We start from the raw sequence: 26796 nt of genomic DNA, 5'->3' as shown, positions 1-26796 counted from the left end.
TCAGCCTTATAGGAGCGACGGGAATGATGAAGCGGGTGATGGTGCAGATGCGGGTCTCAGCAGGGATCGAGGCGGTGTTTGCGGGGCGTGACGATATCGAATGTGACGTGTTTACAGAACTGTCTGAAGACAATTTGGTGCAGCATATCGGCAATTACGATGGTGCTATTCTCGGCATCGCTCCGTTCAGCGCGCGCATCGTCGAGGCGACATCAAAGCTCAAGATCGTCTCGCGCTTCGGCGTCGGCTATGACGCGGTAGATGTCGAGGCGCTGAGTCGCGCCGGCATTCCGTTGGCTATCGCCGGCACCGCCAATTCGGTCACTGTTGCCGAGCATGCCTTGATGTTCATGCTGGCGTTGGCCAAGCACACGGTGGCCTACGACCGCGAGGTGCGTGAGGGCAACTGGGGCATCCGTTTCGACGCACCACCGATAGACCTAGCCGAGCGTACGGTGCTGATCCTCGGCTTCGGGCGCATCGGCCGACGCCTGGTCAAGCGCTGTTTGGGCATGGATATGCGGGTGCTGGTGCACGACCCCTATGTCATCCAGGATGCCATCGCCACCGCCGGCGCCATCCCCGTCGAGGACTGGCATGCGGCGCTGCCAGATGTGGATTTTCTCTCCGTCAACTGCCCCAAGAACGAGGAGACCACGGGCATGGTCTCAGGCCTTGAACTTCGCGCTATGAAGAAGACCGCCTATGCGGTCAATACGGCGCGCGGCGGCATCATCGATGAGGCGGCGTTGGTAGAGGCGCTCGAGGCCGGAACCATCGCCGGCGCTGGCATCGATCCTTTCGTGGTCGAGCCGGCAACGCCCGACAATCCACTCTTTCACGCCCCCAACATCCTAGTCAGTCCCCATTCGGCAGGCGTCTCGGAAGAGTCTATCTACCGCATGGGTTATTGGGCCGCCAAGAATGTCGCCGACTGCTTCGACGGCGCGCTGGACCCTGCCAACGTCATCAACAAGGACGTGCTATAGAGCCTCATCTGGACATGTAAAAAAAGACAGGCTTGTGGCCTTCGAGGTCGCGGCAATAGGCGAACTCTGTCTTGCGCTTGCTTGTCCGTTGGGAGATGCGCGACATGAAGGAACTCGTCGCCGAGTCGTCGCTTGAGAATCGTCTTTTCAAAAAGCATGCTCTAAATTCGCTCATCATTATGGGTACGAAAATAGATTTTTGAATGGATCCAAATTTGGTATTAGCTGATGTTCACAGACCGAGCGGCCGCCCATGTCTCGGCGAGACGGGATTGTGCATCATCGTCCAGAACCCGACGGGCTGTGACGTAAAGAATTTCTTCCTCTTTTCGAAAGTGCTTGCGCGCGATCAGTAAGGTTTGCTGCGTGGCATCCACCGCTCCGCGGAGGTCTAGCGCGTCTTGTATCTGTTCCAGCCCATCCCGAATCGCTTGGTGTTCTGCGTATAAATCAGTAATTATATTGCCATCTGCCAAGTGTGGATTGAGGGCAGGGAAAAGCGATTTTTCCTCAAATTTGGCATGCGACAGCAACTCGGCTGTCAAAATCGTTGTCGCACTCTCGATTTGTGCTAATTCCCCGTCTGTTTTGGCCACCTTCTCGATAGTATCGAACAACACGCTGAACGCGCCATGTTCGCCTAGAAGTGCGTCAATCAAGTTCACGCCGAACCTCCTAACACCGGTGAACCCGCAGCACAAACACAGCTAGTTTTCCGCGAGTTGTCCAAAAAAAATATCGCACGAAATTGTAAATATATAAAGGCAGTATACCGAGCATCGAGACCTTGTGGAGCCTTTCTGAAAGTCAGGTTTCCCAGTAGGGTTCGCGCCTTGATCGAGTGCAACCAAAGCATGTCAAAACTGCATATTGTCATATCGTTATTAGCAGTCCGTTCCGGCTTCGGCGTAATAATTGGAAGCTTGGACCGCATCCCGCGTCCATGGGTGCGCCAAGCGTGGCGCCAACAATCGCTACAGGAAATCGATTGGCGGTGACGTGGTCCGTGACCGCAAGACTAATCTCGATCAAAGACTAAAGCGGCGAGTTGCGTATGCTGCTTCGAACGCCGTGGGGTCTGTTCGCGCTAGTTTGGCTCGATTGGGTTTGCGCGCGTAGTTGGTTGGTGGTTGGGGGCATCATCGTGATGGATGCTCGTTACTTGGTCGATAGTGCGTCAGATGGCGCCTTTGCCATTGACGGTAATCAGAGGATTGTGGCCTGGAATTTCCGGGTGCGGCGGCTTTTGGGCCACACGCGTCGTGAAGTCATTGGCAAGCCTTGCTCCGATGTGCTGCGAGCCGTTTTGCCCGATGGCGAGCCACTCTGCGTCCCCGATTGTGAGGGGCTCCGTTGCTTCAGGCAATTTCAGCCGTTCGAGGCGGTGTCCTGCCGGGCGCGTCATAAGGACCATCATTGGGTACCATTGGACATTACCTCGGTGGTCACGGCGAGGCGGGTACGAAGCGACGATGAACTCACAGGGATTGCAACCATATTCTTGCACAACGGCAAGGATAAGAGCGAACGGCCGTTGGCTGACACCCGGTTGCAGATTTTCACCTTCGGCCGGTTCCGCCTCAGCACCGGAGCCCGCGGTCTCAAAGTGGAGGATTGGCAGCGCAAACAGGCTCTGACCCTCCTGAAGCTCCTGGTTGCTAACGCGGGTCGAGCGCTGCCACGCGAGATTCTAATCGATGTGCTGTGGCCTGAAACCGACGAGGGCACCGGCTGGAAGCGCCTCAAAGTCACCGTATATTCCTTGCGACGCGAGTTGCGAGCCGCCGGCATCCACGAGGAAATCGTGGAGACCACAGGCAAGGCGTATTTGCTTCGTCGCGAGGCCATCTGGCTCGATTCCCAGGCCTATGAAGCATGTATTACCAAGGGTGTCGGCTGTCGAGACCGGCAGCGCTGGGAAATGGCGCTAAATCATTTCAGCGAGGCGCAACGCCTCTATCGCGGCGACTACATGGAAGAGGATATTCATGCCGACTGGTGTGCCGAGGAGCGTGAACGTTTCCGAGAGGTTCACTTGGAAATGTCGGCCGACATGGCGGAATGCCACGTCAAGCTTGGCCAATACGCCGAGGCGGTGGGCGTGTGCCGCGCTATCCTGGTGGTCGATCCGTGTCGCGAAGGCATTCATCGCGCGCTCATGGAATATCTCGCTTTTCTCGGCCACATCGATTCGGCACGTGCCCAATACCACCACTGCCGGCAGATTCTGGCCACTGAGCTTGGTGTTGAGCCGATGCCTGAGACGCAGAAGCTCTACCGCCAGATCATTGCCGGAAAGGGCTCTGTCTCAGCGACCAAGCCTGGCTAGGTAGCCCAATAGGGCCGACCCCGGCGAACGCGTCATCACGTTCCAGTATTTCAGGCCATGGCCGTTGCCAGCTATTGGCGGGCACTGTTTCGGGCCGCGCATCAGCTGGCTGTTACTGGTGTGTTACCGGGGGATGTTACGCACTCCACTGTAATCTGTGTGAGTCGGTTCTGAATGCCTAAACAACGAGGACAGATTTCTTTTGTGGCTCGGATTCGCCTTGAACGCGAAACCAACGGCGAACCGATATGGCGGGGACACATCCGCCACGTTCAGGGGGGGCAGGAGGCCTATTTCCAGCATCTGGTGGAATTGAACGAGTTCCTAGAGCGGGTGAGCGGCGTTGTCGGTCCGGGGAATGTGGGTTTGGCAAAAACAGAGCCGATCGACTCGGCGAATTGAAATGTTGGCGAAAATGAGTGTTGGATTATCAGGCAGATGGTGGATTCCTACGTTAGGCATCCTGATGATTGCCGCTTGGGCGGGGTCGATCAATCATGGCGAGGCGGCAGAGGACGGCGAGGAAGTTTTCGCCGAATTTTGCACAATGTGCCACACGATTGGCGAAGGTAAATTGATAGGACCTGATCTGAAAGGCGTGACGTCACGCCGGGAAGCTGCTTGGCTCGAGCGACAGATCAAGGACCCTGAGGCGCTGATCGCTGAAAACGACCCGATCGCGATGCAGTTGTTGCAGGAAGCTGACGATATGCCGATGCCACAGCTTCCGCTAACAGATGAGCAAGTGGCCGCAGTCATCACTTATTTAAAGAGCACGGAACAGCAAACTGTAGTGACGGTTGGCCTTCCCCATCAATATGTTCCTACACTGGCCATAAGCATAGCGCTATTGCTCGGACTAACTTTTGTAGGGTTTATAGTAAGTAAGAAAAAGAAAGTAGACGTAAGATAATTTAAAGAGTCAGAAAAACCGAAAGTGAATCAAAAGGTCTGTCATGAGAGATAGCAGCAAGTGGTTTAGTGTTAGTGAGGCTTCTCGATCGTGGGAGGAGTTTTACAGAAAACGATGGAGTTATGACTACAGCGTGCGCTCGGGTCATGGTGTGAACTGCTCGATGGCCTGCAGCTGGGAAGTCTTCGTAAAGGACGGCCTAATATGCTGGGAGCTGCAAAAAACGGACTATCCACAGATTGATCCTGATATTCCGAACGTAGAGCCTAGGGGCTGCCAAAGAGGCGTCACGGCTTCCTGGTATCCCTACAGCCCCTTGCGGCCGAAATTTCCGTACGTACGTAAGGTGTTGTGGGATTTCTATGCCGAAGAGCGCAAGAGCGGCAAGGATCCAGTCGAGGCCTATGCCAGCATCGTCGAAGACGAGGAGCGCTCGAAGAAGTACAAGGCCGCGAGAGGAAAAGCGGGCTGGAAGAGGGTCAGCTGGGACGAATCGACGGAGCTTATCGCGGCGGCTCAAATCCACACCATCAAGAAGCATGGCCCAGACCACATGGCCAACTTCTCTCCCATTCCCGCCATGAGTCTGCTAAGCTTTATATCTGGTCACAGGTACAATAATTTGCTTGGCGGTATTTATTGCAGCTACTATGAGTGGTACCACGACCTTCCACATGTTTCTTCCTCGATGTTCGGAGATCAGACGGAAAATTGCGAAAGCTCTGACTGGTATCTCGGCACCTACTGGGTTGTCGCCGGCTCGAACATAAATATGACCCGCACCGCGGACGCGCATTTCCTTTCCGAAGCGAAATACCGTGGCTCCAAGATTGTGGTTCTCTCGCCCAACTATTCCGACGTGACGAAATATGCCGACACCTGGGTGCCGCTTGTGCCCGGGAGCGACGGCGCCTATCTCATGGCCTGCATCCACGTCATCCTCAAGGAGTTCTACGTCGATAAGGAAACGCCCTATTTCACGGATTACGTGAAGCAATATACCAACCAGCCATTCCTCGTCGTGCTCGATAAGGACGGTGACAAATATCAGATGGGGCGCTTTGTGCGGGCCTCCGACATTGCCGAATATGCTGGTGAGGAAAACGCCGATTGGAAGCTAATCATGACCGACGGCGAGGGAAAGTTGCACCTTCCCACGGGCTCGGTCGGTTTCAGGTGGGAGAAAGAGCCGACCGGCAACTGGAATCTTCAGCTGAAGAACGCGGTTACCCAAGAGGAGTTCGATCCGCTCCTGACACTCCTCGGTAACGAAGACCGGAATGCCATGGTCTCGTTCAGTAACTTCACCGATACCTTCAATATCGACATGGGTAAGACCGAAGGTAAAGGCCAGAAAGCCGTAGAGTTCTTGCGCGAGGTTCCGGCCAAGACCATCAGGACGAACGATGGTAAAGAATTGGTCGTAACCACCGCCTTCGATCTTTTGATGGCACAAGCCGGCGTGGCAAGAGGCGAGCTGGGCGGCGATTATCCCGAAGACTACAACGACCCCAAACCGTATACCCCGGCCTGGCAGGAGGCACAGACCGGCGTCAGCCGCGACCTCGCCATCCAGGTGGGCAGGGAATTCGCCGACAATGCCGAAAAGACAAAGGGCAAGTCCCTGTTCATAACGGGCCCGGGAATTCAGCACTTCTATCACGGTGCCTCTTTGTATTATCGCAACGAGGCGGTGATGCTCGCGCTTTGCGGCTGCAACGGTGTCAATGGCGGAAATTTCAACCATTATGTCGGCACTCAGCACACGCGCCTAAACGCGGCCTTCGTCAATCTCAGCGGCGCTCTCGACTGGTCGCGGCCACCGCGCCTGATGAACACCACCTCCTTATGGTATTTCCATACCGGGCAATGGCGCTACGACAACATGTCGCTCGACACCCAGTGGTCCACGGGGGCGAAGAAGCTTCCCGAGTTCAACCACGCCGCCGACATGAACTCCCTCGCCGTGAGACTGGGATGGCTGCCGTTCTTCCCGCAGGTCGACAAGACCAACCCGATGGAACTCTACAAGGATGCCGTCAAGGCGGGCTGCAATTCCGACCAAGAGGTGAAGGATTGGGTCGCCGGGCAGTTCAGGAGCGGCAAGCTGAATTTCGCGATCAATGACGTGGATGCGCCCGAGAACCGCCTAAAAATGGTTACCGTTTACCGCGGCAACCTGATCGGCACCAGCATGCGGGGGCATGAATTGGCGCTGAAGCACTGGCTCGGCACGCACAACAATGTGCTCTGGGACGAGGAGCCGGCAAAAGATTTGGTCAAGGAAATCGAGTGGCATGAGGATTCGCCGGTCGGCAAGCTTGATTTTCTGGTGAACCTCAATATTCGAATGGATTCGACGGCTAACTATTCTGATGTCGTTCTGCCGGCCGCCTTCTGGTACGAGAAATACGATGTCACCTTTGGCGACATGCACACATTCGTGCATCCCCTGACGCCGGCAACGCAGCCGCCGTGGGAGGCTAAGCACGACTGGGATGCGTTCAGGATCATTGCCAAAAAATTCTCGAAAATGGCTGAGAAGCATTTTCCTGAGCCGGTCAAGGATATCGTCTTCAACGCCTTGTGGATGGACAGTCCAGACCAGCTCGCTCAGCCATTGGGCGAGGTCAGGGACTGGAAAAACGGCGATACCGAGCTGGTCCCGGGCAAGACCTTCCCGAACATCGCTATCGTCGAAAGAGACTATACTAAGGTTTACGAAAAAATGGTCTCGCTCGGCCCGTTGGTCAGCAAGCCCAAGGGCTATGGCTCGAAAGGCCAATACGCCGATTTGACGCCTATCGTCGAGGAGGAGCTCAAGCACAACCAGGCGCTAGACGTGAAGAACGACCGCGTCTATTTCGAAAAACCTGAGCAGGCGTGCGAGCTAATTCTGCAGATATCTCCTGAGCTTAACGGCCGTCTGTCGCACCTCTTTTTCAAGGAAATGGAAAAGAAGGTCGGTTTGCCGATGGCCGATATGGTCGAGTCGGTCAAGAACCGGAAAGTCCACTACAAGGATATCATTTCCCAGCCGCGCAGAATCCATATCACGCCACAATGGAGCGCGTTGTTGCACGACTCGGACGGCAAGCAGCGAACCTTTGGCCCCTGGACCATGAACGTGGAACGGCTGAAGCCGTGGCACACGCTTTCCGGACGCCAGGAGATCTATTACGACCACGAGGGCATCAGGGAACTCGGAGAGGCGCTGCCGACGAATAAGCCGCCGTTGGACATGGTCGCGATCGGCGATATCGATTTGGCCAAAGCCGGACCAAAGTCGAAGATATTCCGCTTCATCACGCCGCATGGGAAATGGCAGATACACAGCTCGTTCCGAGACCATTGGCCCATGATGCACATGTCGCGGGGCGGGCCTACGGTATGGTTGAATCCCGACGATGCGACAGAAATAGAGGTGCGCGATAACGACTGGGTCGAGATGTTCTGCGAGAACGGCATCGAAGTTGTAAGAGCGGTCGTAAGCCATCAGGTGCCGCGCAACATGGCTATCACCTACCATCAGGTAGAACGCCATGTGAACGTTCCGCTGTCGCCGCTTGCCAAGAAGCACGGCGCCTCGGACCTGCGCGGCGGAAACAACAATGCCACCACGAGAATCCTGATGAATCCGGCGACGATGATCGGCGGTTATGCCCAATTCTCCTATTACATAAACTATTGGGGAACGAGTCCGTCCGAACGCGACCATGGGGTGATAATTCGAAAAATGCCCTTGGGGTCTGAGAACAGACCGATCTATCAGGAAAGCGAACTCCATAAGTTGCCAAGTGAATGAGTGGTGAAGACCATGAAAGTCAAAGCTCAAATCGGTATGACGTTCAACCTGGAGAAGTGTATCGGCTGCAACACTTGCACGGTCGCCTGCAAGAATGTGTGGACGAACCGGGAAGGCGCCGAATACATGTGGTGGAACAACGTCGAGACCAAGCCAGGTATCGGCTATCCCAAGCAATGGGAAAACCAGGATGTATGGAAGGGAGGATGGGTGCGGAATGGCAACAAGCTGAAACTGCGCTATGGCAGTAAGGCCTACATGCTCTCCAATCTCTTTATGAACCCCCACACGCCGGAGATGGCCGACTACTATGGGGACGGCGACGTTTATACCTTCACCTATGATGACCTCCACTCCTCCGAGCAATCGACGCAGCAACCTGTCGGCAGGCCGAAATCCATGGTCACCGAGGAGGAGGATATCCCCATCAACTGGGGTGTGAATTGGGAAGACAATGCCGGCGGTGCCCACATCACCGGTAAGCACGACGTGAACTTTGACGAGATGAGCGAGCGCGAAAAGGAGGCGGTACTAAAGTTCAGAGACGTCTTTTATTTTTATCTTCCGCGCATATGCAATCACTGCCTCAATCCGGCTTGTGTTGGTTCCTGCCCATCGGGGGCCGCCTACAAGAGGGAGGAAGACGGTGTCGTTCTCATCGATCAAAACAGGTGCCGAAACTGGCGTTATTGCGTTTCGGCCTGCCCCTACAAGAAGCCGTATTACAATTGGTCTAGCGGCAAGATGGAGAAATGTATTCTCTGTTATCCGAGGATCGAGTCGGGTCTGCCTCCGGTTTGCTTCCATTCCTGTGTCGGCAAGATTCGCTCTTTCGGTGTTCTGCTCTACGACTTAGATCGGGTAGAGGAAGCCGCAATGGCCGATGACAAGGATCTGGTCGAGGCCCAAAGGGAGGTGATCCTCGATCCCTTCGACGAGACCGTGATCGCGGCAGCCAAGGAAAGCGGCATCAGCGATGATTGGATCGACGCCGCGCAACGCTCACCGGTCTACAAGATCATTAAGAAGTGGAAGTTGGCGCTGCCGCTGCACCCCGAGTTCCGGACCATGCCGAGCCTGTTCTACATACCGCCGTTGGCGCCGATGATAACCAGCGCCGGAAAGGATTCACCAAGCGGCGAGGATGTCTTCGACATGGAGAAGCCGTCGGACGGCCCGCTGCTTTCGCTCGACGAGCTCGAGAAGCTTCGGGTGCCGTTACAATATCTCGCCAGCATGTTCGGCGCCGGAAACGAGGACGTGGTGAAGACTGCGCTGCTGCGACAACTCGCGATACGGCACTACCAGCGAAGCATAAGGGTCGATGGCACGCCGAATAAGGAAGTGCTCGACAAGGTCGGTCTGAGCGAAGAGGACGCCAATGGAATTGTGCGGGCGCTGTCCCTGGCATTCTACGATGAGCGCTTCGTGGTGCCGACGACCAAGCGCGAATCCGCGGACATCAGTCCCTATACGGAGCGTGGCGTCGCTGGGTTCGACCAGATGACACCATGGTCGCCGTTGAAGCGCAGAAAGAGTTATTTCAAGTCGTATCACACAGAATCGAAAGACTATGAATAATATGGCTGAAACCGAGACCCTGGGAGAGGTTTACGCTCTCATAGCGGAATTGTGGTGCAGCCCGCCCGATTCGGATGCGGAGCGTGATGAAGGCAGAAAGATCGCTGCAGAGGTTATTGAGAGGTTGCGGGCCATCGACGCGCCGAGCGCCACGCTGCTCTCCACGTTTCTCGGTGAGAACGATATCTCGGAGGAAGAGTATATCGAGCTGTTCGAGTTGGATCCTCAGTGTTCTCTGTATCTGGGGAGTCACACATACGACGAGCCCAAGACCTGTGCCAGTGCTGCCATTTCCGACAGGAACGGCTACATGATCGACCTGGTCGGTATCTACAAGCACTTTGGTCGGCAGCCGAATGGAATAGAGTTGCCTGACTACCTGCCAATGATGGTGGATTTTCTTGCACTGAGCACCGAGTCCATGGAGGACCCGATACGAGATAAGCTCATCAACGAGTATTTCCTGCCGTTTCTGCCTCCGCTGCGCCACCGTCTGGAGGAGCTGGAGACGCCGTATCTACACCTGCTCGATGCGTTAGCAAATGTCATAAGTATTGAAAAGAGCGCAACCCACGTGGGAATAAACTAAACACAGGGTGAATAGCTATGTGGGAGAACTTCTTTTTCATTGGACTGCCGTACATCGCCATCTTGTTTTTGGTTGGTGGCACGATATATCGCGGCTGTAGCGGCATGATGAGCAGCTATCGCGGCAAGTGGGATCTGTCCGTCCGCGGTGACTACCTATGGACTACCCGCTCCACCGGATTCTTCGGTAGGGCATCGATTGGCCCAGCGTCCTTGTGCCTGCACTGGGGCATAATCATCCTGTTTTTCGCGCACATCATCGGCTTTATCGGTGGTGCTTACAACCTGGCGTCCTGGGTCAACTTTTTCCAATGGGCGGGACTTGGTGGCGGCGTTCTGTTTTTCTATGGAATTGTTTGGGCTTTCCTACGGAGAATGGCCATTCCGCAAGTGAGGGCCATGAGCAAGCTGGATGATTATATCATCCTACTGTTCTTGATCTTAATCAGTGGTCTCGGGCTTTATCAGTCTGCCGTCGAAAGGCTTTTCGGAATATCCTATTCGGTTGGACCATGGCTCGGCAGCATTTTCAAGCTGCAGCCCGATGCTTCCATGATTGCGGGTGCTCCGTTGGTGAACCAGCTGCATGTAATTGTTGCATTGATCTTTTTCAGCTATCTACCTTTCACCAAGCTGGTGCATATATTCAGCTATCCATTCGCATACTTTACGAGGCCATTTATTTCTATGAGACGATACGTTGCACTAAAAAAATAAGAGGCTGATGAAAATTTACTAAAGAGCTCGGCGCAGATGCCCAGCGATAGCTTTCACTACGAGAAAAGGAAACAATACACCGTCCTAACCATGAGTACGGTGGCCTTTACGGTCAACTTCATGGTTTGGACGATGTTTTCAATCATTGGCATCAAGATCAAGGGTGAGCTCGATCTGAACGAGACCGAGTTTGGGCTTTTGGTTGCAACACCTATACTTACCGGCTCTTTGGTGCGTTTGCCACTTGGCCTTCTAACCGACCGTTTCGGCGGGCGTATCGTCTACTTTATACAGATGCTCCTGGTTGCCGCGTCGACTTATGGCTTGGCTTTCGCGGATCAGTATTGGCAATACCTCATCATCGGCCTGTTTGTGGGCCTTGCCGGCGGCTCCTTCGCCATCGGCATCGCCTATACCTCGGCTTGGTTCAGCAAACGGCAGCAAGGCACGGCGATGGGAATATTCGGCGCCGGCAACGCCGGTGCGGCCGTGACGAACTTAGTTGCTCCGCTGATAGTAGTGACCTTTGGCTGGCGCACAGTACCGGAAATTTACTCGGTAGTAATGCTGGTGATGGCTATCCTTTTTTGGCTGTTCACCTATCCCGATCCGCTGCTGGAGGAGCGTCGACGAGAGGGAAATCTGCCGCGGCTTGTCGACCAACTCGTGCCTCTGCGGGATCAGAGAGTGTGGCGATACGGTCTTGCCTATTACTCCGTGTTCGGCGGATTCGTGGCGTTGGCCCTGTGGTTGCCAAAATACTACATGCAGGAATACGAGCTGAGCTTGATGCAGGCGTCGTATATCGCATTGGCATTTACGCTGCCAGCTGGCGTGATCCGGGCCCTGGGTGGTTGGTTCTCGGATAAATGGGGCGGTGATAACGTTACTTGGTGGGTATTTTGGGTTTCGATAATTTGTCTGTTTTTTCTCTCCTACCCGGCAACTACCTTCACCGTTCATGGAATATCTGGCGATATTACATTCAATCTTGCCGTTAGCGTAATTTTCTTCACCTTCCTAATCTTTATTGTTGGCATCGCCATGGGCATAGGCGGGGCCAGCGTCTATCGCAGTCTGGCCGACGGATATCCTGGCAATATGGGTGCGGTAGGTGGGCTGGTCGGTGTGATTGGTGGCCTCGGCGGTTTCACTTTGCCAATCATATTCGGAATCGCAGCGGACGCCTCGGGTGTGCGCAGCAGTACCTTCATGGTGATGTATGCTGTTCTTGCAGGGGTGATGATCTGGACCTGGGCTGCCGCTAGGCAAGAGCGCCTAGAAATGCTGCGAAATAACACCGAATTTCGGGAACAGGTGATCCGCGATGAGGTGGAGGCAGCGGCGCAGCGTCGCGGCAGCTGGCTGAGATACTGGCGCCCAGAAGACAGGGCCTTCTGGGAAAAGACCGGGCGGGCTATTGCCCTGCGTAACATGATCTTTTCCATGCCGCCGTTGCTGTTGTCTCTCGCAGTGTGGACGGTCTGGAGCGTGGTGGTTGTCGAATTGCCGCGTGTCGGCTTCGAGTTCACGACAAGTCAGCTTTTCTGGCTGGCAGCTGCACCAGGTCTTTCGGGCGCCGCGTTGCGCCTGCTCTATTCCTTCTTCGTGCCCGTTTTCGGGGGCAGGAACTGGACCGTGTTCAGCACCGCATCGTTGCTGATCCCGACCATGTGGATGGCCTTGGCAGTTCAGGATCCAAGCACTGATTACGTCATATTTTTTATCATTGCTATACTATGTGGGTTTGGTGGCGGTAATTTCTCCAGCAGTATGGCCAATATCAGCTTATTCTTTCCCCAGCGCATGCAAGGTGCCGCTCTGGGCTGGAGCGCTGGAATCGGAAATCTTGGCATCGGTCTGGTGCAGGCGGTGGTGCCTCTGGTGATCTATGCCGGCGCCTTCACCATCCTGGGCGGCGAGCCCCAGACCCGTGTCGACGGCGATGCGGTGAGCAAGGTTTGGTTGCAGAATGCTGGCTTCGCCTGGGTGCCGTTTATACTCGGCGCCACCTTTGCCGCTGCCTTGGGCCAGGACAACATTCGCGAGGCGCGGGCGACGTTTGCGGAACAGGCCGTGATCTTTCGCCGCAAACACGCCTGGGTTCTGGCCTGCCTCTATACCGGTACTTTCGGCTCTTTCATCGGCTTTTCTGTCGCCTTTCCCATCCTTATCTATGCCCTGTTTCCACAGTCGGAGATGGTTCGGTGGGTCTTCGTCGGGCCACTGCTGGGGGCCATGGTTCGGCCGCTCGGGGGTTGGCTGGCAGATCGCATCGGCGGGGCCAAAGTGACGGTCTGGAGCTTTGCGGGCATGGCGCTGGCGGCGGTTGGTCTGTTGCTGAGTCTGCCGGCCGGGTCCGGCGGTGACGCGAACAGTTTTTTCCTGGTTTTCGTGGCGCTGTTCTTCACCGCTGGCGTCGGCAACGGATCGGTCTTCCATCTCGTACCGGCCGTATTTCGCAAGCTTCACGAGGGCCGAGCGGTGAGCCAATCTGAGGTCGCGCGAGATACTTCCATATCGACCGGAGAGATCGAAGCATCCGTGGCGCTAGGCTTTACCGCCTCGATCGGGGCGCTGGCGATGTTCATCATTCCGGCAATGGTTGCCGTGTCTATCGAGAACACAGGCAGCCCGCGGTCGGCCCTATTCTTCTTCATAGCGTTCTACCTGGCTTGTTTGTTTGTTACCTGGTGGTGGTACAGGCGTCAGGGAGCCGAGGTCAGGTGCGACTGATGCGAGCTCGAACAGGCACGGTCAGTCACGCCAAGCAAAGCAATGGGAAAGTAAAATGACTAATATCGAAAAATGGGACGTCGAGGATGATGCATTCTGGAGTTCGACCGGGAAGCGCATCGCTAGACGCAACCTTTGGATATCGATCCCCAGCTTGCTTTGCGGATTCGCGGTTTGGCTGTACTGGGGCATCATAACGGTACAAATGCTCAATCTTGGCTTTCCCTTTGCCAAGTCCGAGTTGTTCATGCTCTCTGCGATCGCTGGGTTCTGCGGTGCTACGCTCCGCATTCCGAGCACGTTTTTCATCCGCATCGCTGGCGGTCGAAATACCATCTTTTTCACCACCGCTCTACTGATGATTCCAGCCGTCGGGACGGGCATCGCGCTGCAGGACATGGAAACGCCGCTATGGGTTTTCCAAGTGCTGGCCTTGCTATCGGGATTCGGCGGAGGCAATTTTGCCTCGTCGATGTCCAACATCAGCTTTTTCTTTCCCAAGCGCGTACAAGGCCTGGCGCTCGGCCTGAACGCGGGACTCGGCAATGCCGGTGTGACGACCATGCAAATATTGGTGCCGCTGGTGATGACTTTTGGTGTTTTTGGATCGCTGACGGGCGATCCCATGACCTTGCAAAGCACCTCCGGCACGTTGGTTGGCAAGATTCCGGCCGGCTCGCAAACCTGGATTCAAAACGCCGGCTTTGTCTGGCTGATCCTTCTCGTGCCGCTGGCCTTCGCCGGTTGGTTTGGTATGAACAACATCCGAACGCAGGATGTGACACCGGTAGTAGCCGGCGGTCCGCTGGGTGCGTTCTCCCGTATCACAGCGATGCTCTTGGTAGGGTTCGTCACTGCTGCCAGCGGTCTCTTCTTGATTCTTCCGGCGCCGATCGGCTTGGGCTGGCCAATATGGTCTAAGTGGTTCGTACTCCTCGGCGTTATCGCCGCGACGGTCCTCCTGCTTTACTACGTGTGCTTTTTCGTCAAAGACAATCTTCGGCGCCAGTACGGAATTTTCAAGAATAAGCATACCTGGGTCATGAGTGTCATATACACCATGACCTTCGGTTCCTTCATTGGCTATTCAGCTGCTTTTCCACTCGCCATAAAGGTCATCTTCGGATACCAGCACCTTGAGGTCGATGGCGTCCTGACGCACGACACCCTCAATCCGAATGGCCCGAGCGCCCTGATGTTCGCTTGGCTTGGCCCCTTCATCGGAGCTCTGATACGTCCCATCGGTGGCTGGATCTCGGATAAGGTCGGCGGGGCCAAGGTCACTCAGGTCATCACCGTCCTGATGATCGTGAGCGCCTTTGGCGTGGCTTATTTCATGCAGGCTGCTTATCAATCTGCGACGCCGGAAGACTACTTCGTGCCGTTCTTCCTGCTTTTTCTGCTGCTATTTGCCGGCTCCGGGATAGGTAACGGCTCGACCTTCCGAACCATTGCCATGATCTTTCCAAAGGAGCAAGCGGGACCGGCCTTGGGCTGGACTTCGGCGGTAGCGGCCTACGGCGCCTTTATCATACCCCAGGTGTTCAGTGAGCAGATAAAAGCGGCTACGCCGCAATACGCTCTTTATGGGTTTGCGGTTTTTTACCTTGTCTGTCTGGTTCTGAACTGGTGGTACTACCTTGGACCGAAAAGAGAATTCGACAACCCCTAGGAAGCTCATACTTGGTCGAGTGACACGCTACTGGCGCCTATCGCGACACGACTCGAGCCGACATTCCACCTCGTTCTATTCGGCCGATGGGAAGGCTCGCCTCGAGTTGTCTATGGTTGCGCTCTTCTTTGTGCGCGCTGGTACTTCCATTCTATCCCTAGGGTAGCGTCCGGACGGACGGATTGCGATCGTGGTGCCACCCGTTAAGGACGATATAGTGGGCATCATGTCAGAGCCCATAGTTGTGACCGAACACATCAGCCTGGACGAGAACGAACTTGTCTGGCGCTTCGTACGTGCCTCGGGGCCGGGCGGGCAGAAGGTCAACAAGACCAGTAGCGCGGTACAGCTGCGCTTCGATGCCGCGGGATCGCTTTCGCTGAGCGAGGCGGTCAGCGAGCGTCTACTGGTGCTGGCCGGCCGGCGCGCTGACGCCAGTGGCGTCCTGACCATAGATGCACGGCGCTTTCGCACCCAGGCTCGCAATCGCCGCGATGCACTTGACAGGCTGGTGGCCTTGGTGCGCGAGGCGGCGGATCCGCCCAAGCCCCGCCGTCGGCGCGGTGTGCCTGTCGGGGCTCGCAAACGTCGTCTCGAGATAAAACGCCGACGCTCTGTGCTCAAGAGCTTGCGTGCGCGGGTCCAACGAGAGTCCCAATGAGCAAATTCGATCTTCAGGCTTGGCTACAGGCCTTACCTAAGGCCGAGGTGCATCTGCACTTGGAAGGGGCAATTCCGCTCGACACCTTGTTTCAACTGATTAAGAAATACAATGGTGACGATTCAATTAAAACATTAAAACATTTACAAGATAGATTGATATATAACGATTTTTCTGAGTTTATAGAAACCTGGTTGTGGAAAAATAATTTTTTGCGGGAATACGACGATTTTGCTTTCATCGCTGAGGCGGCTGCGACTGATCTGGTGCGCCACAATATCCACTATGCCGAAATCTTTTTCTCTCCGGCGCGTTTCAGCGGTAATAAGCTCAGTGTTACGGGACTGGCGCAAGCCATTCGCCGCGGTCTCGACCGGGTCGACGGGGTCGAAGTCTGGCTGATCGCTGACCTGGTTCGTGATCTGGGACCGGAAAGCGGCGCCAGAACCGTCGCCGAAGCAGATGAGGCGCGCGAGTTTGGTATCGTCGGCATCGGCATGGGCGGCTCGGAGCACCGCTTTCCGCCCCAGCCCTATGCCGAGCTATATGAAGATGCCCGCCGCCGCGGCTTCAGGACCGGCGCCCATGCCGGTGAGGCGGCTGGCGCTGACAGCGTGCGCCGCGTTGTCGAGGCCTTGCAGGTAGATAGAATTGGCCATGGCACACGGTCCGAGGAGGACCCCAGCCTGGTTGCGCTTTTGGTTGAGCGTGGCATCCCGCTGGAAGTTTGTCCGCTATCCAATTTGGCGACGGGCGTGGTTGCCGATATTGCCGCACATCCCGTGCGCCGCTACCACGACGCCGGCATTCCTGTGACCATCAACACCGACGACCCCGGCATGTTTCACAACACCCTGGTCGAGGAATACGTGCTTCTGCACGACGTACACAATTTCACGCCGGCCGAGATCCAGGGTCTGGTGCTAAACGCTCTTGACGCTGCCTGGCGGCCCGAGCGCGATGGGCCGAGCCTGCGCAAGACCTTCACCAATGATCCTGGGTGGCGTCTGCCGAACGGGTGAGGGGTGCTACTGATTCGGAATTAAAAAGAAACATCCGCCGAAGCGGGTGCCATTCTGGGGTGATGCACGGCATTTTCGCCAGTCCGTTTTGGACTCTTGGCGCTGGATTTGTGGTATAGTTTTTACGAGTATGAGTGGCATCTGGAAAATGGCGGTTCACAACGCTACTTTGCACCCATATGCCGCGAAGACAAACGTTATGGGAGGGGACCATGAAAAAAATACTATCGATTATATCCGTGCTGATGGCAGTGGTGTTTGCTGCTGTACTAACAGTGCCTACAAACGCTGCAGATATCGACATGGCAGGTGTTGCATACCTCACCTTTACCGATCTCCAGAACGAGGAAACCGATTTTCATGCCAAAGGCGTCGCGGAGGGAAAGGGCGTCTACTTGCCGAAGGACAGAACAAACCCGGCCTTGCACGCAGTTATCGATCTTGACGCCGTTTATCACTCGTCAAAAGGAGAGGGAGATTGGGGGAATCCTTGCGGCTACATACAGCGTACCGGCGCCTACGGAGCAATGATTATTTCCGATGCCGAGGCAGACTACCTGATACTGGGATATGTCCGTCACCCGGGCGAACAGGTGAAATGGATTGCCAGCGGAGGAAGCGGAAAATACGCCAATGCATCAGGGAATGGAGACATGGTCTTCGAGTCATTGTCGACTGGGAGAGCCGGCAAGTTCACGTTCTCCGGAATCATCACAATCGACTGACGTCTGAGGTAGCGGGTGAAGCTTGAAGGCTTGTAGAATATCTCGGCATTCATTGAGCTGACGACAGGTTTTGGAAGTCGCTTAGTTGTTCGGAAACGAGCCTTTTAGATTTGCATGCTACTTCATGCGTTAGCCTGTATCAGATACTGGTGCCAGTTACCCTACAAATCACGAGTAACTGCACCGGGGGTCAGTCCAAGGTTTGGAAAATGTGAGCGGTTAAGTCTGATTCCGTGGTGGCGGCGATTGGGCGAGATAGGCCATGCGCTTGGCCCCGAGGAGACCGCGGCGAGCCACATCGGATAGACTGGCTCCTTGACGGGCGTCAGGAAATCGTACCCGCTCAGCCATTCACTACCGAGCAGGGAGATGGCGAGACGCGCGAACAGGGCATCGTCGTGATCGGCATGCGCCAGCACCTGGATGGACACGGCCGAGACCAATCACATCTGCATGGCTACGATCATCAGCATTGCCGTCGTATGTTGTCCCATAAGGCTTATCCCATCTTGCGCAAGCGGGCTTCACGATAGGCGATATAGGTGGCGGATGCGAATATCATGACGCCGCCGATCCAGGTGAACTCGTCCGGCACTTCGCCGAATAGCCAGTAGCCGAGCATGGTGGCCCAAACGAGCTTGAAAAAGTCGAGCGAGAGTACCAGCGTCGCCTCGGTCTCCTTGAGCGCCTGGGTCATGAGCATCTGGGCGATGGTGCCAAGCACGCCTATCAGTGCCAGCCAGGCGAGCTGCTCCAGCGTTGGCGTCTGCCAATGCATCAGCGCCGGGCCGGCCGAGAGCGGGATCATCAGCAGTACCGTATAGGCGGCGATGGTGACACTCGATTCCGTGCGGCACAGGATCTTGATGACGATCAGTGTGGCGCCCCACACGGCCGCTTGGGCGAGCAGTAGCACGGGCCCGAGGCCGACGTCCTCAAAGCCGGGGCGGATGGCGACGAAGGCGCCCGCAAAGCCGAAAAGAATGGCGCTCCAGCGGTGGATACGAACGATTTCGCCAAGTACCAAGACCGCAAGCACGGTGGCGAAAAGCGGCGCCATGAACGACAGCGCTGCGACGTCCGCCAGCGGCGTGATGCTGAGTGCATAGAAAAAGCACAGCATGGCCACAAGATTGAGGATGGCGCGCAGGCTGTGTAGGGGAAAACGGGCTGTGCGCAGGGGCGCTAATCCATAGCGTAGCAGGATTGGTCCCATCACCAGCAGGCCGAAGACGTTACGGAAGAACGCCATCTCGAAGGGATGCAGCTGACCCGACAAATGCCGGATGGCGGCATGCATCAGACTGAAGCCGATAGTGGCGGCGAACATCAGGGCGAGGCCCCGGCCGGAACGACCGGACGGTGCGTCGGCGTCTCTCAATGAGTGGTGTACTGCTTGTCGCCGAACAGAATCGAGAAGCGCTCCTTGTCGTCCTTGACGTCGCCGACGGGTAGCGTGTCCTTCATCACCTCACGGCCCTTTATGACGGCGGGACGGTTTTTTACGTTGTCACGCCAACGCTTGAGATTGGGGAGGTCGGCGAGGTCCTGACCCTGGCGATGGGGCAAAAGCCATGGCCATACCGCGATGTCGGCGATTGAATACTCGTCGCCGGCGAGATAGGTGTTGTCTGCTAAGCGCGTGTCGATGACCTGGTAGATGCGACTTGCTTCGCGCGTATATCGATTCACGGCATAATCGATCTGCTCTGGCGCATAGTTGCGAAAGTGATGCGCCTGGCCCAGCATCGGTCCAACCGTGCCCATCTGGAACATCAGCCATTCGAGTACGCGGATGCGCCCGCGCGGATCCGCTGGCATCAACTTGCCGGTCTTCTCCGCCAGGTAGATCATGATGGCGCCGGATTCGAAGATAGAGATCGGCTCGCCGTCCGGGCCGTCTAGATCGACGATGGCAGGCATTTTGTTATTCGGGCTAATGGCCAGGAACTCCGGCTTGAACTGGTCACCCTTGCCGATCTCGACGGGGATGACCTTGTAGGGTAGCCCTAACTCCTCCAGCATGATGGTGATCTTCCACCCGTTCGGCGTTGGCCAGAAATACAAATCGATCACGGCGCACTCCCGCTCTTTTGTAAGAGGCGCCTTATAGCAGGCGGGCGAAGGCGCGCCTAGGCGGTCGCGAGTTCGTGAAGGAGGGGCTTGGCGTTGACCAGGTCGGGCGTGTCGAAGCCCTCGGTGAACCAACCGTAGACCTGGGCGAGCAGGTCACGGGCTTCCCGGGTCTTGCCCTGGAATTGCCAATGGCGCGCAAGCGAGGTGGCGGCCTTCAGCACAAACTTACGGTGGTCCATGGATAGGCCGAGATCCTTGAGGTTGCCGTCGTCGAGATCACTGACCAGCTCCGGGGGGGGGGGTGTTCTCGGTTTTGAAGGCCCCGGCATACTCGCCAAGGTCCAGTGCTTCCAGTCACGTGCGGATGTCGCTCATCTCACCTCCCCTGATAGGGCATTACACCGTTAACTTGCGTGCGCCACAAATCGCCTTCGCGCACGGCTTTGTGTATGGTCACGCGGGCGAGTGGGGTCGGGAAAGGCGATGGAACGATCGTTTGCACGCGAGGTGGCACAGCTCAGGCTGGGCGATGGGGAGGTTTTTCACGGCGAGGGTATTCTCGCCGTGACGAAAGCGCTGTTGCAGTCGGGCGTCGCCTACGTCGGCGGCTATCAGGGTTCGCCGATCTCGCATTTGCTCGATGTCATGATCCAGTCCTCTGACCTTCTCGATGAGCTAGGCGTGCATTTGGAGACGCCGACTGGCGAGGCCGCTACCGCTGCGATGCTCGGCGCCTCAATCAATTATCCCCTGCGCGGCGCGGTGACGTGGAAGTCGACCGTCGGCACCAACGTGGCCTCCGACGCGCTCTCTAACCTCTGCTCCGCCGGGGTCAAGGGCGGCGCGCTGATCGTCATCGGCGAAGATTACGGCGAGGGCGCCAGCATCATTCAGGAGCGCAGCCACGCGTTCGCTATGAAGTCCTCGTTGTGCCTGCTCGACCCGCGCCCGCATCTGCCGACCATCGTGCGCATGGTCGAGCAAGGCTTCGCACTGTCCGAGGTGTCGAGCCTGCCGGCCATGTTGGAATTGCGTATCCGTGCCTGCCACGTGCACGGGCGCTTCAAGGCCAAAGACAATGTGGCACCGCCCATCTCGCGCCGGCATGTGCTGAAAAACCCGGACTTTGACTATTCACGCATATGCCTGCCCCCTGCGACCTATGCCCAGGAGAAGCAGAAGATAGATCAGCGCCTACCTGCTGCGCGCCGCTTCATCGCCGAACAAGAGCTGAATGAGTTCTTCGATGGTGACATGTCCGATATCGGCATCATCACTCAGGGCGGGTTGACAAATAGTGTACTCAGGGCTTTGTCACTAACCGGCATGGCAGATGCCTTCGGCAATAGCCGCGTGCCGCTTTACGTAATGAACGCGACCTATCCGGTGTTGCCTGAGGAGATCACACGCTTTTGTGTCGGCAAGCGGGCGGTGCTGATGGTCGAGGAAGGCAATCCCGACTACCTAGAGCAGGCGGTCAACGTCGCCTTGCGCAAGGCGGACATCAATACGCGCGTGCATGGCAAGGACGTGCTGCCTGAGGCCGGCGAATATACCGGTGAGGTGATGTTGGCGGGCGTCGAGGAATTCCTCACGCGCGCGGCAGCGTCAGGCACCGGCCGCATGGCGGCCGTCGGTGATCTCAAGACCAAAGCGGCCGAGGCGCTGGGCGGCGAGATTCCGGCGCGCCCACCGAGCTTTTGCACAGGATGCCCCGAGCGCCCCGTGTTTAGCGCTATGAAGATGGTCGAGCGCGAGCTGGGGCCCACGCATGTCGCTGCTGATATCGGCTGCCACACCTTCTCCACCCTGCCGCCTTTCAACATCGGCAACACGGTGTTGGGATATGGGCTTGGCCTGGCCAGCTCGACCGGCGTTGCGCCAGCTTTTGGCAAGCGCGTCATCAGCGTCATGGGTGACGGTGGCTTCTGGCATAACGGCTTAACTACAGGGGTGGCTAGTACGCAGTTCAATAGGGATGATGGCGTACTGGTGATCTTCAAGAACGGTTACACATCGGCGACCGGCTGGCAGCCAATTCCGTCGAGCAAAAGTTCGGCGCCGAGCATGGGTATCCAGGAGGCTCTGCGCGGTCTGGGCGTACGCTGGATCAAGACCATCCATACCTATGACGTGGCCAAGATGATCGCCAGCCTGCGCGAGGCGCTAACCACCAAGGCCCAGGGGCTCAAGGTCATTGTCGCCGATGGTGAATGCCAGCTGGCGCGCCAGCGCCGCATCAGGCCGCAGGTTCGCGAGCAACTTGAGGCGGGCAAGCGCGTGGTACGTACGCGCTTCGGTGTCGATGCCGAGACCTGTACGGGCGATCACGCCTGTATCCGCCTATCGGGCTGCCCCTCGCTCAGCGTAGCCGACAATCCGGACGGCTTTCGCGATCACCCAGTGACCAAGGTAGCAGAGAGCTGCGTCGGTTGCGGGCTGTGTGGCGAGATGGCGCTTGCGGCCGTCCTCTGTCCTTCGTTCTACCGCACGCAGGTGGTGGAGAACCCTGGGTTCCTCGATCGCTTCCTCGATAGGGTCAGACGTCTGGTGGTGGGATGAGCGATAGGCCACAGAAACCGATTAGCATACTCATCGCCGCTATGGGTGGTGAGGGTGGTGGCGTGCTCTCGGGCTGGCTTGTGAATGCGGCGACGACGGCAGGCCTGAACGTGCAGGCAACTTCGATCCCCGGTGTTGCGCAACGCACTGGTGCCACTACCTATTATGTCGAGGTCTGGCCTGAGCCGTTAAGCTCGGATGCGCCGGAGCCGCTATTCGCGCTCTATCCGACGCCGGGCGAGGTCGACATGATGGTGGCGAGCGAACTCATCGAGGCGGGGCGCGCCATTGCGGCGGGCTATGTCTCGCCCGAGCGCACCACGCTTATCGCCGCTACCCACCGCGTCTATACCATCGCTGAGCGTGGCGCCATGGGCGACGGCCGATTTGAAGCAGGTCGCGTGTTGGACGCTTCACGTACGCTGTCGCGCCGGGCTGTTCTCAGAGACTTCGCGGCGAGTGGCGCGGCAGTCAATGCGGTGATCCTCGGCGCTATGTCGGCGACTGGAGAGCTGCCGATTTCGGAAGAGTTCTTTCGCGATGCCATCCGCGACTCTGGCCTTGCCGTGGAAGCCAATCTGGCTGGGTTTGCTGCCGGGCTTGCCATTGGTCAGGGCGAGCAGGACGCGTCGGCGCCGGAGCCGGAGCAGATTGATGTGCCTCGCGACTATGCTGTCTTCGCCGATCTGCCCGAGGCGCTGCGCCATGTTGCGACCGAAGGCGCACGGCGGATGCAGGACTATCAGAATACTGCCTATGCCAGGCGATACCGTATGCGGCTCGAACGTGTACTGGCGGTCGGTGAGCGCGCTGCGCAGGAAGTGGCGGAAGTGCTAGCTCTGCGCATGGCCTATGACGACGTGATCCGCGTTGCCCAACTCAAGGTTCGGCCCGAGCGCCTGGCCCGTCTGCGCGCGGAGGTTGGCGCCGTAGGTAAGCCGTTTCATGTGCACGACTATCTCAAGCCAGGAATCGAGGAGGTCTGTGCCCTGCTCCCCGGTGGCCTTGCCCGGGCATTGCTGCGCTGGGTGGATCGTCGTGGGTTAAGAGAGCGGATGCATGTGGGTTTGCGCCTACGCAGCACTTCGATAGGGGGTTATCTTCTGCTGCGCGCCTTAGCGGCACTCAGGCCTTTGCGACCACTCGGCTATCGCTGGGTGGAAGAGCAGGATTGGATTGATGCGTGGCTTGCCGATGTTGCCGCGGCGAAAGATTCCGATCTGGCTTTCGAGATTGCCGCCTGCGGCCGCTTGCTCAAGGGCTACGGCGATACCTACCGGCGCGGGCTGGCACGCTACGACGAGATACGCGTTCGCATCACCGTACCCGCCTTGGCCGGAACCCTGCCTGATGCTGCAGCACGTTTGCGTCAGGTGCGTGAGGCAGCGCTGGCCGATCCGGCCGGCGAGGCATTGGCCTTGGAGCTGCGGACGGGTACATGAAGAAGGTCCTCGCTAATCGAGGACAATGCCGTCATCACCATGTTGACGGAGGTGATCATACGGAATGTGTGCGGCCTGGAACTGGCGTGCGCACGAAGGGCAGCAACAGGATCGTCGCTCCGCCGATGACCGCGGCCATCAAGGTAACATCGTTATAGGCACGGATCAGAGCCTCGCGCTGGGCGATCTCGGAAATCAACACGATGCCCGCGCGCGAGGCCTCCGGCGACACGCCATGCAGGGAATGGAATAGGCTTTCTGCCGTCGGTAGGGCGTGGGCTCCAGCGTCGCGGCCCGCACGGGTTGCGGCGGCGAGCTCCGCGTAGTGCACACGCGTGCGTATGATGACGGCAAAGTTGATGACGGCGACGCCGACAGCGCCGCCGAGCCGCATGACAAGGGCGAAAAGCGCACTGCCGTTCTTGACACGGTCGGGCGGCAGGGTTCCGAGCGCCATAGTGACGAGTGCAAGCCAGCAAAGCTGGCTAAAGAAACCGCGCAGCGCCTGCGGCAGCCAGAGCTCAGCAAGGCCCCATTCGGCGGTTAGCGAGCCTTGCAGCCAAGTGCCGAGGCAAAAGCCGCCGAGGCCGGCGGCAGCAACGATGCGGGGCGGCAGAAAGCGCAAGAACACGCCCGCGATGCCGCCTGAAAGGACCATGGTGACACCGAGGATTGCTGTGATCACGCCGATGAATACAGTATCGGCACCGCGCACCGTGGAGAGATAAAGCGGCAGGATAAATATAGAGAGGTAGAAAAGCGCACCATAGGCGCCGATGCCGACACAGGCGATAGAGAAATTCCGGTTGGCAAACAGTCGCAGATCTGTGAGCGGATCGCTGGCCGTGACCTGTCGCCAAACGAAAAGATAACTCGATATGAGGGCGACGACGGACAGTCCGACGATCAGGTCAGATTCCAGCCAATCACGGCGGTGGCCTTCCTCAAGAACGACAAGCAGCGTGGCTAGTGCGACGATCGCCAGAGCGATACCGGAAAGGTCAATGCGTCGGGCCAGACGCCATTCCGCCTTGTCGAAACGCATGGCCCAATTGCCTATCAGCATCAGCGGCAGCGAGAACGGCAGGCTGATCCAGAACAACCAACGCCAACCGAGGACGTCGGTGATCCAGCCGCCGAGCGCCGGGCCGACAGCGATGGAGGAGACGCCGAAGACGGAGATCGCCATGATGATGACCGGCTGCAGGCGCTGCGGGAAGGCGAGGTAGCAGATGGCGATCGCCATCGGCATCATGGCACCGCCGCAAAACCCTTGAGCTGCGCGTGCGACAATCATCGACTCGATGCTTGTCGCCATGGCGCAGGCGAAGGAGGCGAGCGAGAAGCCGGCGAGGCACCAGGTGAACAGCCAGCGCGTCGACATCAGTCGCGACAGCCAGGCAGAAAGCGGAATCATGATGACCTCGGCCGTCAGCGAGGCGGTCAACACCCAGCTGATTTGGGCTGGCCCTGCAGCCAGGCCGCCCTGAATCTCCCGATAGGACGAGCCGACAATCTGGATATTGACCAGAGTCAGAAAGGTGCCGAAGACGAGCACGGCAAAACCGATCCAGGTGCGCGCATCGAGCGGCCTTTCTGCGGCGCCGTTCTCCCCATTATCTTCGCTCAGCTTGGCCAATTAATGGACATCCTATACAACCCCACCAATCCAATTCGTTGCTGGAGACCCTCCGCCATGTCCTCGCCCTTCGTTCCGGCCGCCATCCGCACTGTCCTGGCGTTGGCGGTCTGCGTCATTCCAGCTGCCGCGTGCGCCGAAGAGGAGGCCGATGACAGCGATTGGCTTTGGGGCCAACCGGTAGTCGAGGAGGCATCGGGAAGTGTCGTTCTGGAGGGTCGTTTCTTCCTCAATCCACCGCGTTGGCATGGACAGGACCGGCACGCCGCCACCCTAGCCTTGCAGCCCGAGTTCTACATGGAATGGGACGACTATACGAGCCTGACCATCGAGCCTTTTGCGCGCCTTGACAACACCGACGGCAGCCGCAGCCACTTCGACCTGCGCGAGGCCTATATGCAGATTGTGCGCGACGACTGGGAGCTGGGGCTCGGCATCGGCAAAGTCTTCTGGGGCGTCACCGAGTTTCTGCATTTGGTAGATGTCGTCAACCAGACTGATGCCGTCGAGAATATTGACATGGAGGACAAACTCGGCCAGCCGATGCTCAACCTCACCCTGATCCGTAATTGGGGCTATCTCGATGCCATCTATATGCCATATTTCCGCGACCGCACATTTGTCGGCCGGCGCGGCAGGATGCGCGGGCAATTCCTCGTCGATGATGCGCAAACCAGCTATGAGTCCGGTGCCGGGCGCTGGCATCCTGACTTTGCCCTGCGCTGGTCCAATTCCATCGGTGATTGGGACGTGGGTGCCTACGCCTTTCATGGCACCAGCCGCGAGCCGACCCTGGCGCTGGGCTTCAACGATCAATTCGAGCTGGTGCAGGTCCCGACCTACGAAATCATCAATCAACTCGGCAGCGACATCCAGTACACCACAGGCGCCTGGCTGTGGAAGCTAGAGGCGCTCCACCGTCTGGGACAGAAGAACGGACTCGGGCGAGAGCAGAACTACTACGCCATGGTTGGTGGTTTTGAATATTCGCTCTATGGCCTGCTCGACAGCAATGCAGATCTTGGCCTGCTGGCGGAATACGCCCGCGATAGCCGTCTCAACAAATCGAGCAGCGGCTCCCAGAACGACATATTCGTCGGTGCCCGCCTGGCGTTGAATGATGCCCAGGACACGAATCTTCTGGCTAGCGTGATCATCGATCTGAGCAACCGCACGCGCGTCTTCGGTCTCGAGGCCAGCCGCCGCATCGGCGAGAGCTTCAAGCTGACCCTGGAGGGGCGCTTATTCACTGACGTTGATGCGGCCGACATCGTCAACAGCTTCCGTGACGACGACATGATTCAACTCGAACTTGGCTATTACTTCTGACGCTGGAGGG

Annotated in this window: 22 protein-coding genes; 16 read left to right on the top strand and 6 right to left on the bottom strand. The window is 57.4% G+C overall.

Going from position 1 to position 26796, the window contains the following annotated elements; translation table 11 throughout:
- The first annotated feature begins 23 nt into the window (after positions 1-23).
- Positions 24-989 carry a hydroxyacid dehydrogenase gene (locus QF629_01690; GenBank protein ID MDP6012248.1) on the top strand — a complete coding sequence of 322 codons (966 nt, stop codon included), beginning with the start codon at positions 24-26 and terminating at the stop codon, positions 987-989.
- Between the two features lie 221 nt (positions 990-1210).
- Here the strand turns inward: QF629_01690 and QF629_01685 are convergent, their stop codons facing one another.
- On the bottom strand, positions 1211-1654 hold the full coding sequence (locus QF629_01685) for a hemerythrin domain-containing protein (GenBank protein MDP6012247.1): 444 nt from the start codon (positions 1652-1654) through the stop codon (positions 1211-1213).
- 389 nt (positions 1655-2043) lie between these two features.
- Between QF629_01685 and QF629_01680 the strand changes: the two genes are divergently transcribed.
- The 12 genes from QF629_01680 to QF629_01625 all read left to right on the top strand — a co-directional run bounded on the left by QF629_01680 (position 2044) and on the right by QF629_01625 (position 17738).
- Positions 2044-3318 (top strand): BTAD domain-containing putative transcriptional regulator, encoded by a 1275-nt coding sequence (locus QF629_01680; GenBank protein MDP6012246.1) that lies wholly within the window; start codon positions 2044-2046, stop codon positions 3316-3318.
- Positions 3319-3492: 174 nt separating this feature from the next.
- Positions 3493-3720: a hypothetical protein gene (locus tag QF629_01675; GenBank protein ID MDP6012245.1), complete on the top strand. Its 228-nt coding sequence runs from the start codon at positions 3493-3495 to the stop codon at positions 3718-3720.
- Position 3721: 1 nt separating this feature from the next.
- Positions 3722-4231 (top strand): cytochrome c, encoded by a 510-nt coding sequence (locus QF629_01670; protein ID MDP6012244.1) that lies wholly within the window; start codon positions 3722-3724, stop codon positions 4229-4231.
- 43 nt (positions 4232-4274) lie between these two features.
- Entirely contained in the window at positions 4275-8036 is a 3762-nt protein-coding gene (locus tag QF629_01665; protein MDP6012243.1) for a nitrate reductase subunit alpha, read from the top strand.
- 12 nt (positions 8037-8048) lie between these two features.
- A complete protein-coding gene (gene narH, locus QF629_01660; GenBank protein MDP6012242.1) occupies positions 8049-9617 on the top strand; it encodes a nitrate reductase subunit beta in 1569 nt (522 codons plus the stop codon).
- Between the two features lies 1 nt (position 9618).
- On the top strand, positions 9619-10206 hold the full coding sequence (locus QF629_01655) for a hypothetical protein (GenBank protein ID MDP6012241.1): 588 nt from the start codon (positions 9619-9621) through the stop codon (positions 10204-10206).
- Positions 10207-10223: 17 nt separating this feature from the next.
- Positions 10224-10922, top strand: a complete 699-nt coding sequence (locus tag QF629_01650; GenBank protein ID MDP6012240.1) for a respiratory nitrate reductase subunit gamma — start codon at positions 10224-10226, stop codon at positions 10920-10922.
- Between the two features lie 36 nt (positions 10923-10958).
- The gene (locus tag QF629_01645) at positions 10959-13658 is read left to right on the top strand and encodes an MFS transporter (protein ID MDP6012239.1); all 2700 of its coding nucleotides are present in this window, start codon (positions 10959-10961) and stop codon (positions 13656-13658) included.
- 55 nt (positions 13659-13713) lie between these two features.
- Complete coding sequence (locus tag QF629_01640) at positions 13714-15330, top strand: antiporter (protein ID MDP6012238.1); 1617 nt, start codon at positions 13714-13716, stop codon at positions 15328-15330.
- 226 nt (positions 15331-15556) lie between these two features.
- Positions 15557-15991, top strand: coding sequence for an alternative ribosome rescue aminoacyl-tRNA hydrolase ArfB (arfB, locus tag QF629_01635; GenBank protein ID MDP6012237.1), 435 nt, complete (start codon positions 15557-15559; stop codon positions 15989-15991).
- A complete protein-coding gene (add, locus tag QF629_01630) occupies positions 15988-17013 on the top strand; it encodes an adenosine deaminase (GenBank protein MDP6012236.1) in 1026 nt (341 codons plus the stop codon). Before arfB ends, add begins: the two co-directional genes overlap by 4 nt.
- 212 nt (positions 17014-17225) lie before the next feature.
- Positions 17226-17738 (top strand): hypothetical protein, encoded by a 513-nt coding sequence (locus QF629_01625; protein MDP6012235.1) that lies wholly within the window; start codon positions 17226-17228, stop codon positions 17736-17738.
- Positions 17739-17899: 161 nt separating this feature from the next.
- Here QF629_01625 and QF629_01620 read toward each other — a convergent pair whose 3' ends face one another.
- The 4 genes from QF629_01620 to QF629_01605 are packed head-to-tail and all read right to left on the bottom strand — an operon-like array spanning position 17900 to position 20143.
- A complete protein-coding gene (locus QF629_01620; GenBank protein ID MDP6012234.1) occupies positions 17900-18181 on the bottom strand; it encodes a hypothetical protein in 282 nt (93 codons plus the stop codon).
- Between the two features lie 56 nt (positions 18182-18237).
- Complete coding sequence (locus QF629_01615) at positions 18238-19119, bottom strand: DMT family transporter (protein MDP6012233.1); 882 nt, start codon at positions 19117-19119, stop codon at positions 18238-18240.
- Positions 19116-19814 (bottom strand): glutathione S-transferase N-terminal domain-containing protein, encoded by a 699-nt coding sequence (locus QF629_01610; GenBank protein ID MDP6012232.1) that lies wholly within the window; start codon positions 19812-19814, stop codon positions 19116-19118. The genes QF629_01615 and QF629_01610 overlap by 4 nt, the downstream gene beginning before the upstream one ends.
- A 56-nt stretch (positions 19815-19870) precedes the next feature.
- Positions 19871-20143, bottom strand: coding sequence for a hypothetical protein (locus QF629_01605; protein ID MDP6012231.1), 273 nt, complete (start codon positions 20141-20143; stop codon positions 19871-19873).
- Between the two features lie 154 nt (positions 20144-20297).
- Between QF629_01605 and QF629_01600 the strand changes: the two genes are divergently transcribed.
- Together QF629_01600 and QF629_01595 are read left to right on the top strand one after the other, a co-directional pair.
- Positions 20298-22376 carry an indolepyruvate ferredoxin oxidoreductase subunit alpha gene (locus QF629_01600; GenBank protein ID MDP6012230.1) on the top strand — a complete coding sequence of 693 codons (2079 nt, stop codon included), beginning with the start codon at positions 20298-20300 and terminating at the stop codon, positions 22374-22376.
- On the top strand, positions 22373-23818 hold the full coding sequence (locus QF629_01595) for an indolepyruvate oxidoreductase subunit beta family protein (GenBank protein MDP6012229.1): 1446 nt from the start codon (positions 22373-22375) through the stop codon (positions 23816-23818). Before QF629_01600 ends, QF629_01595 begins: the two co-directional genes overlap by 4 nt.
- 55 nt (positions 23819-23873) lie before the next feature.
- On the opposite strand, the gene QF629_01590 is transcribed toward QF629_01595, so the two are convergent.
- Positions 23874-25457 carry a DHA2 family efflux MFS transporter permease subunit gene (locus tag QF629_01590; GenBank protein ID MDP6012228.1) on the bottom strand — a complete coding sequence of 528 codons (1584 nt, stop codon included), beginning with the start codon at positions 25455-25457 and terminating at the stop codon, positions 23874-23876.
- 57 nt (positions 25458-25514) lie between these two features.
- Between QF629_01590 and QF629_01585 the strand changes: the two genes are divergently transcribed.
- Positions 25515-26786 carry a hypothetical protein gene (locus QF629_01585; GenBank protein ID MDP6012227.1) on the top strand — a complete coding sequence of 424 codons (1272 nt, stop codon included), beginning with the start codon at positions 25515-25517 and terminating at the stop codon, positions 26784-26786.
- Positions 26787-26796: the final 10 nt, after the last annotated feature.

This window comes from Alphaproteobacteria bacterium, assembly GCA_030739735.1.
Classification (GTDB): Bacteria; Pseudomonadota; Alphaproteobacteria; order UBA7887; family UBA7887; genus UBA7887.
Note: the sequence above shows the minus strand (reverse complement) of the source record. Positions and strands in the feature narration are given on the sequence as shown.

Coding starts and splice junctions, on each gene's coding strand:
- QF629_01690 (MDP6012248.1), top strand. CDS start 24: ATGATGAAGCGGGTGATGGTGCAGATGCGGGTCTCAGCAGGGATCGAG.
- QF629_01680 (MDP6012246.1), top strand. CDS start 2,044: ATGCTGCTTCGAACGCCGTGGGGTCTGTTCGCGCTAGTTTGGCTCGAT.
- QF629_01675 (MDP6012245.1), top strand. CDS start 3,493: ATGCCTAAACAACGAGGACAGATTTCTTTTGTGGCTCGGATTCGCCTT.
- QF629_01670 (MDP6012244.1), top strand. CDS start 3,722: ATGTTGGCGAAAATGAGTGTTGGATTATCAGGCAGATGGTGGATTCCT.
- QF629_01665 (MDP6012243.1), top strand. CDS start 4,275: ATGAGAGATAGCAGCAAGTGGTTTAGTGTTAGTGAGGCTTCTCGATCG.
- narH (MDP6012242.1), top strand. CDS start 8,049: ATGAAAGTCAAAGCTCAAATCGGTATGACGTTCAACCTGGAGAAGTGT.
- QF629_01655 (MDP6012241.1), top strand. CDS start 9,619: ATGGCTGAAACCGAGACCCTGGGAGAGGTTTACGCTCTCATAGCGGAA.
- QF629_01650 (MDP6012240.1), top strand. CDS start 10,224: ATGTGGGAGAACTTCTTTTTCATTGGACTGCCGTACATCGCCATCTTG.
- QF629_01645 (MDP6012239.1), top strand. CDS start 10,959: ATGCCCAGCGATAGCTTTCACTACGAGAAAAGGAAACAATACACCGTC.
- QF629_01640 (MDP6012238.1), top strand. CDS start 13,714: ATGACTAATATCGAAAAATGGGACGTCGAGGATGATGCATTCTGGAGT.
- arfB (MDP6012237.1), top strand. CDS start 15,557: ATGTCAGAGCCCATAGTTGTGACCGAACACATCAGCCTGGACGAGAAC.
- add (MDP6012236.1), top strand. CDS start 15,988: ATGAGCAAATTCGATCTTCAGGCTTGGCTACAGGCCTTACCTAAGGCC.
- QF629_01625 (MDP6012235.1), top strand. CDS start 17,226: ATGAAAAAAATACTATCGATTATATCCGTGCTGATGGCAGTGGTGTTT.
- QF629_01605 (MDP6012231.1), bottom strand. CDS start 20,143: ATGCCGGGGCCTTCAAAACCGAGAACACCCCCCCCCCCGGAGCTGGTC.
- QF629_01600 (MDP6012230.1), top strand. CDS start 20,298: ATGGAACGATCGTTTGCACGCGAGGTGGCACAGCTCAGGCTGGGCGAT.
- QF629_01595 (MDP6012229.1), top strand. CDS start 22,373: ATGAGCGATAGGCCACAGAAACCGATTAGCATACTCATCGCCGCTATG.
- QF629_01585 (MDP6012227.1), top strand. CDS start 25,515: ATGTCCTCGCCCTTCGTTCCGGCCGCCATCCGCACTGTCCTGGCGTTG.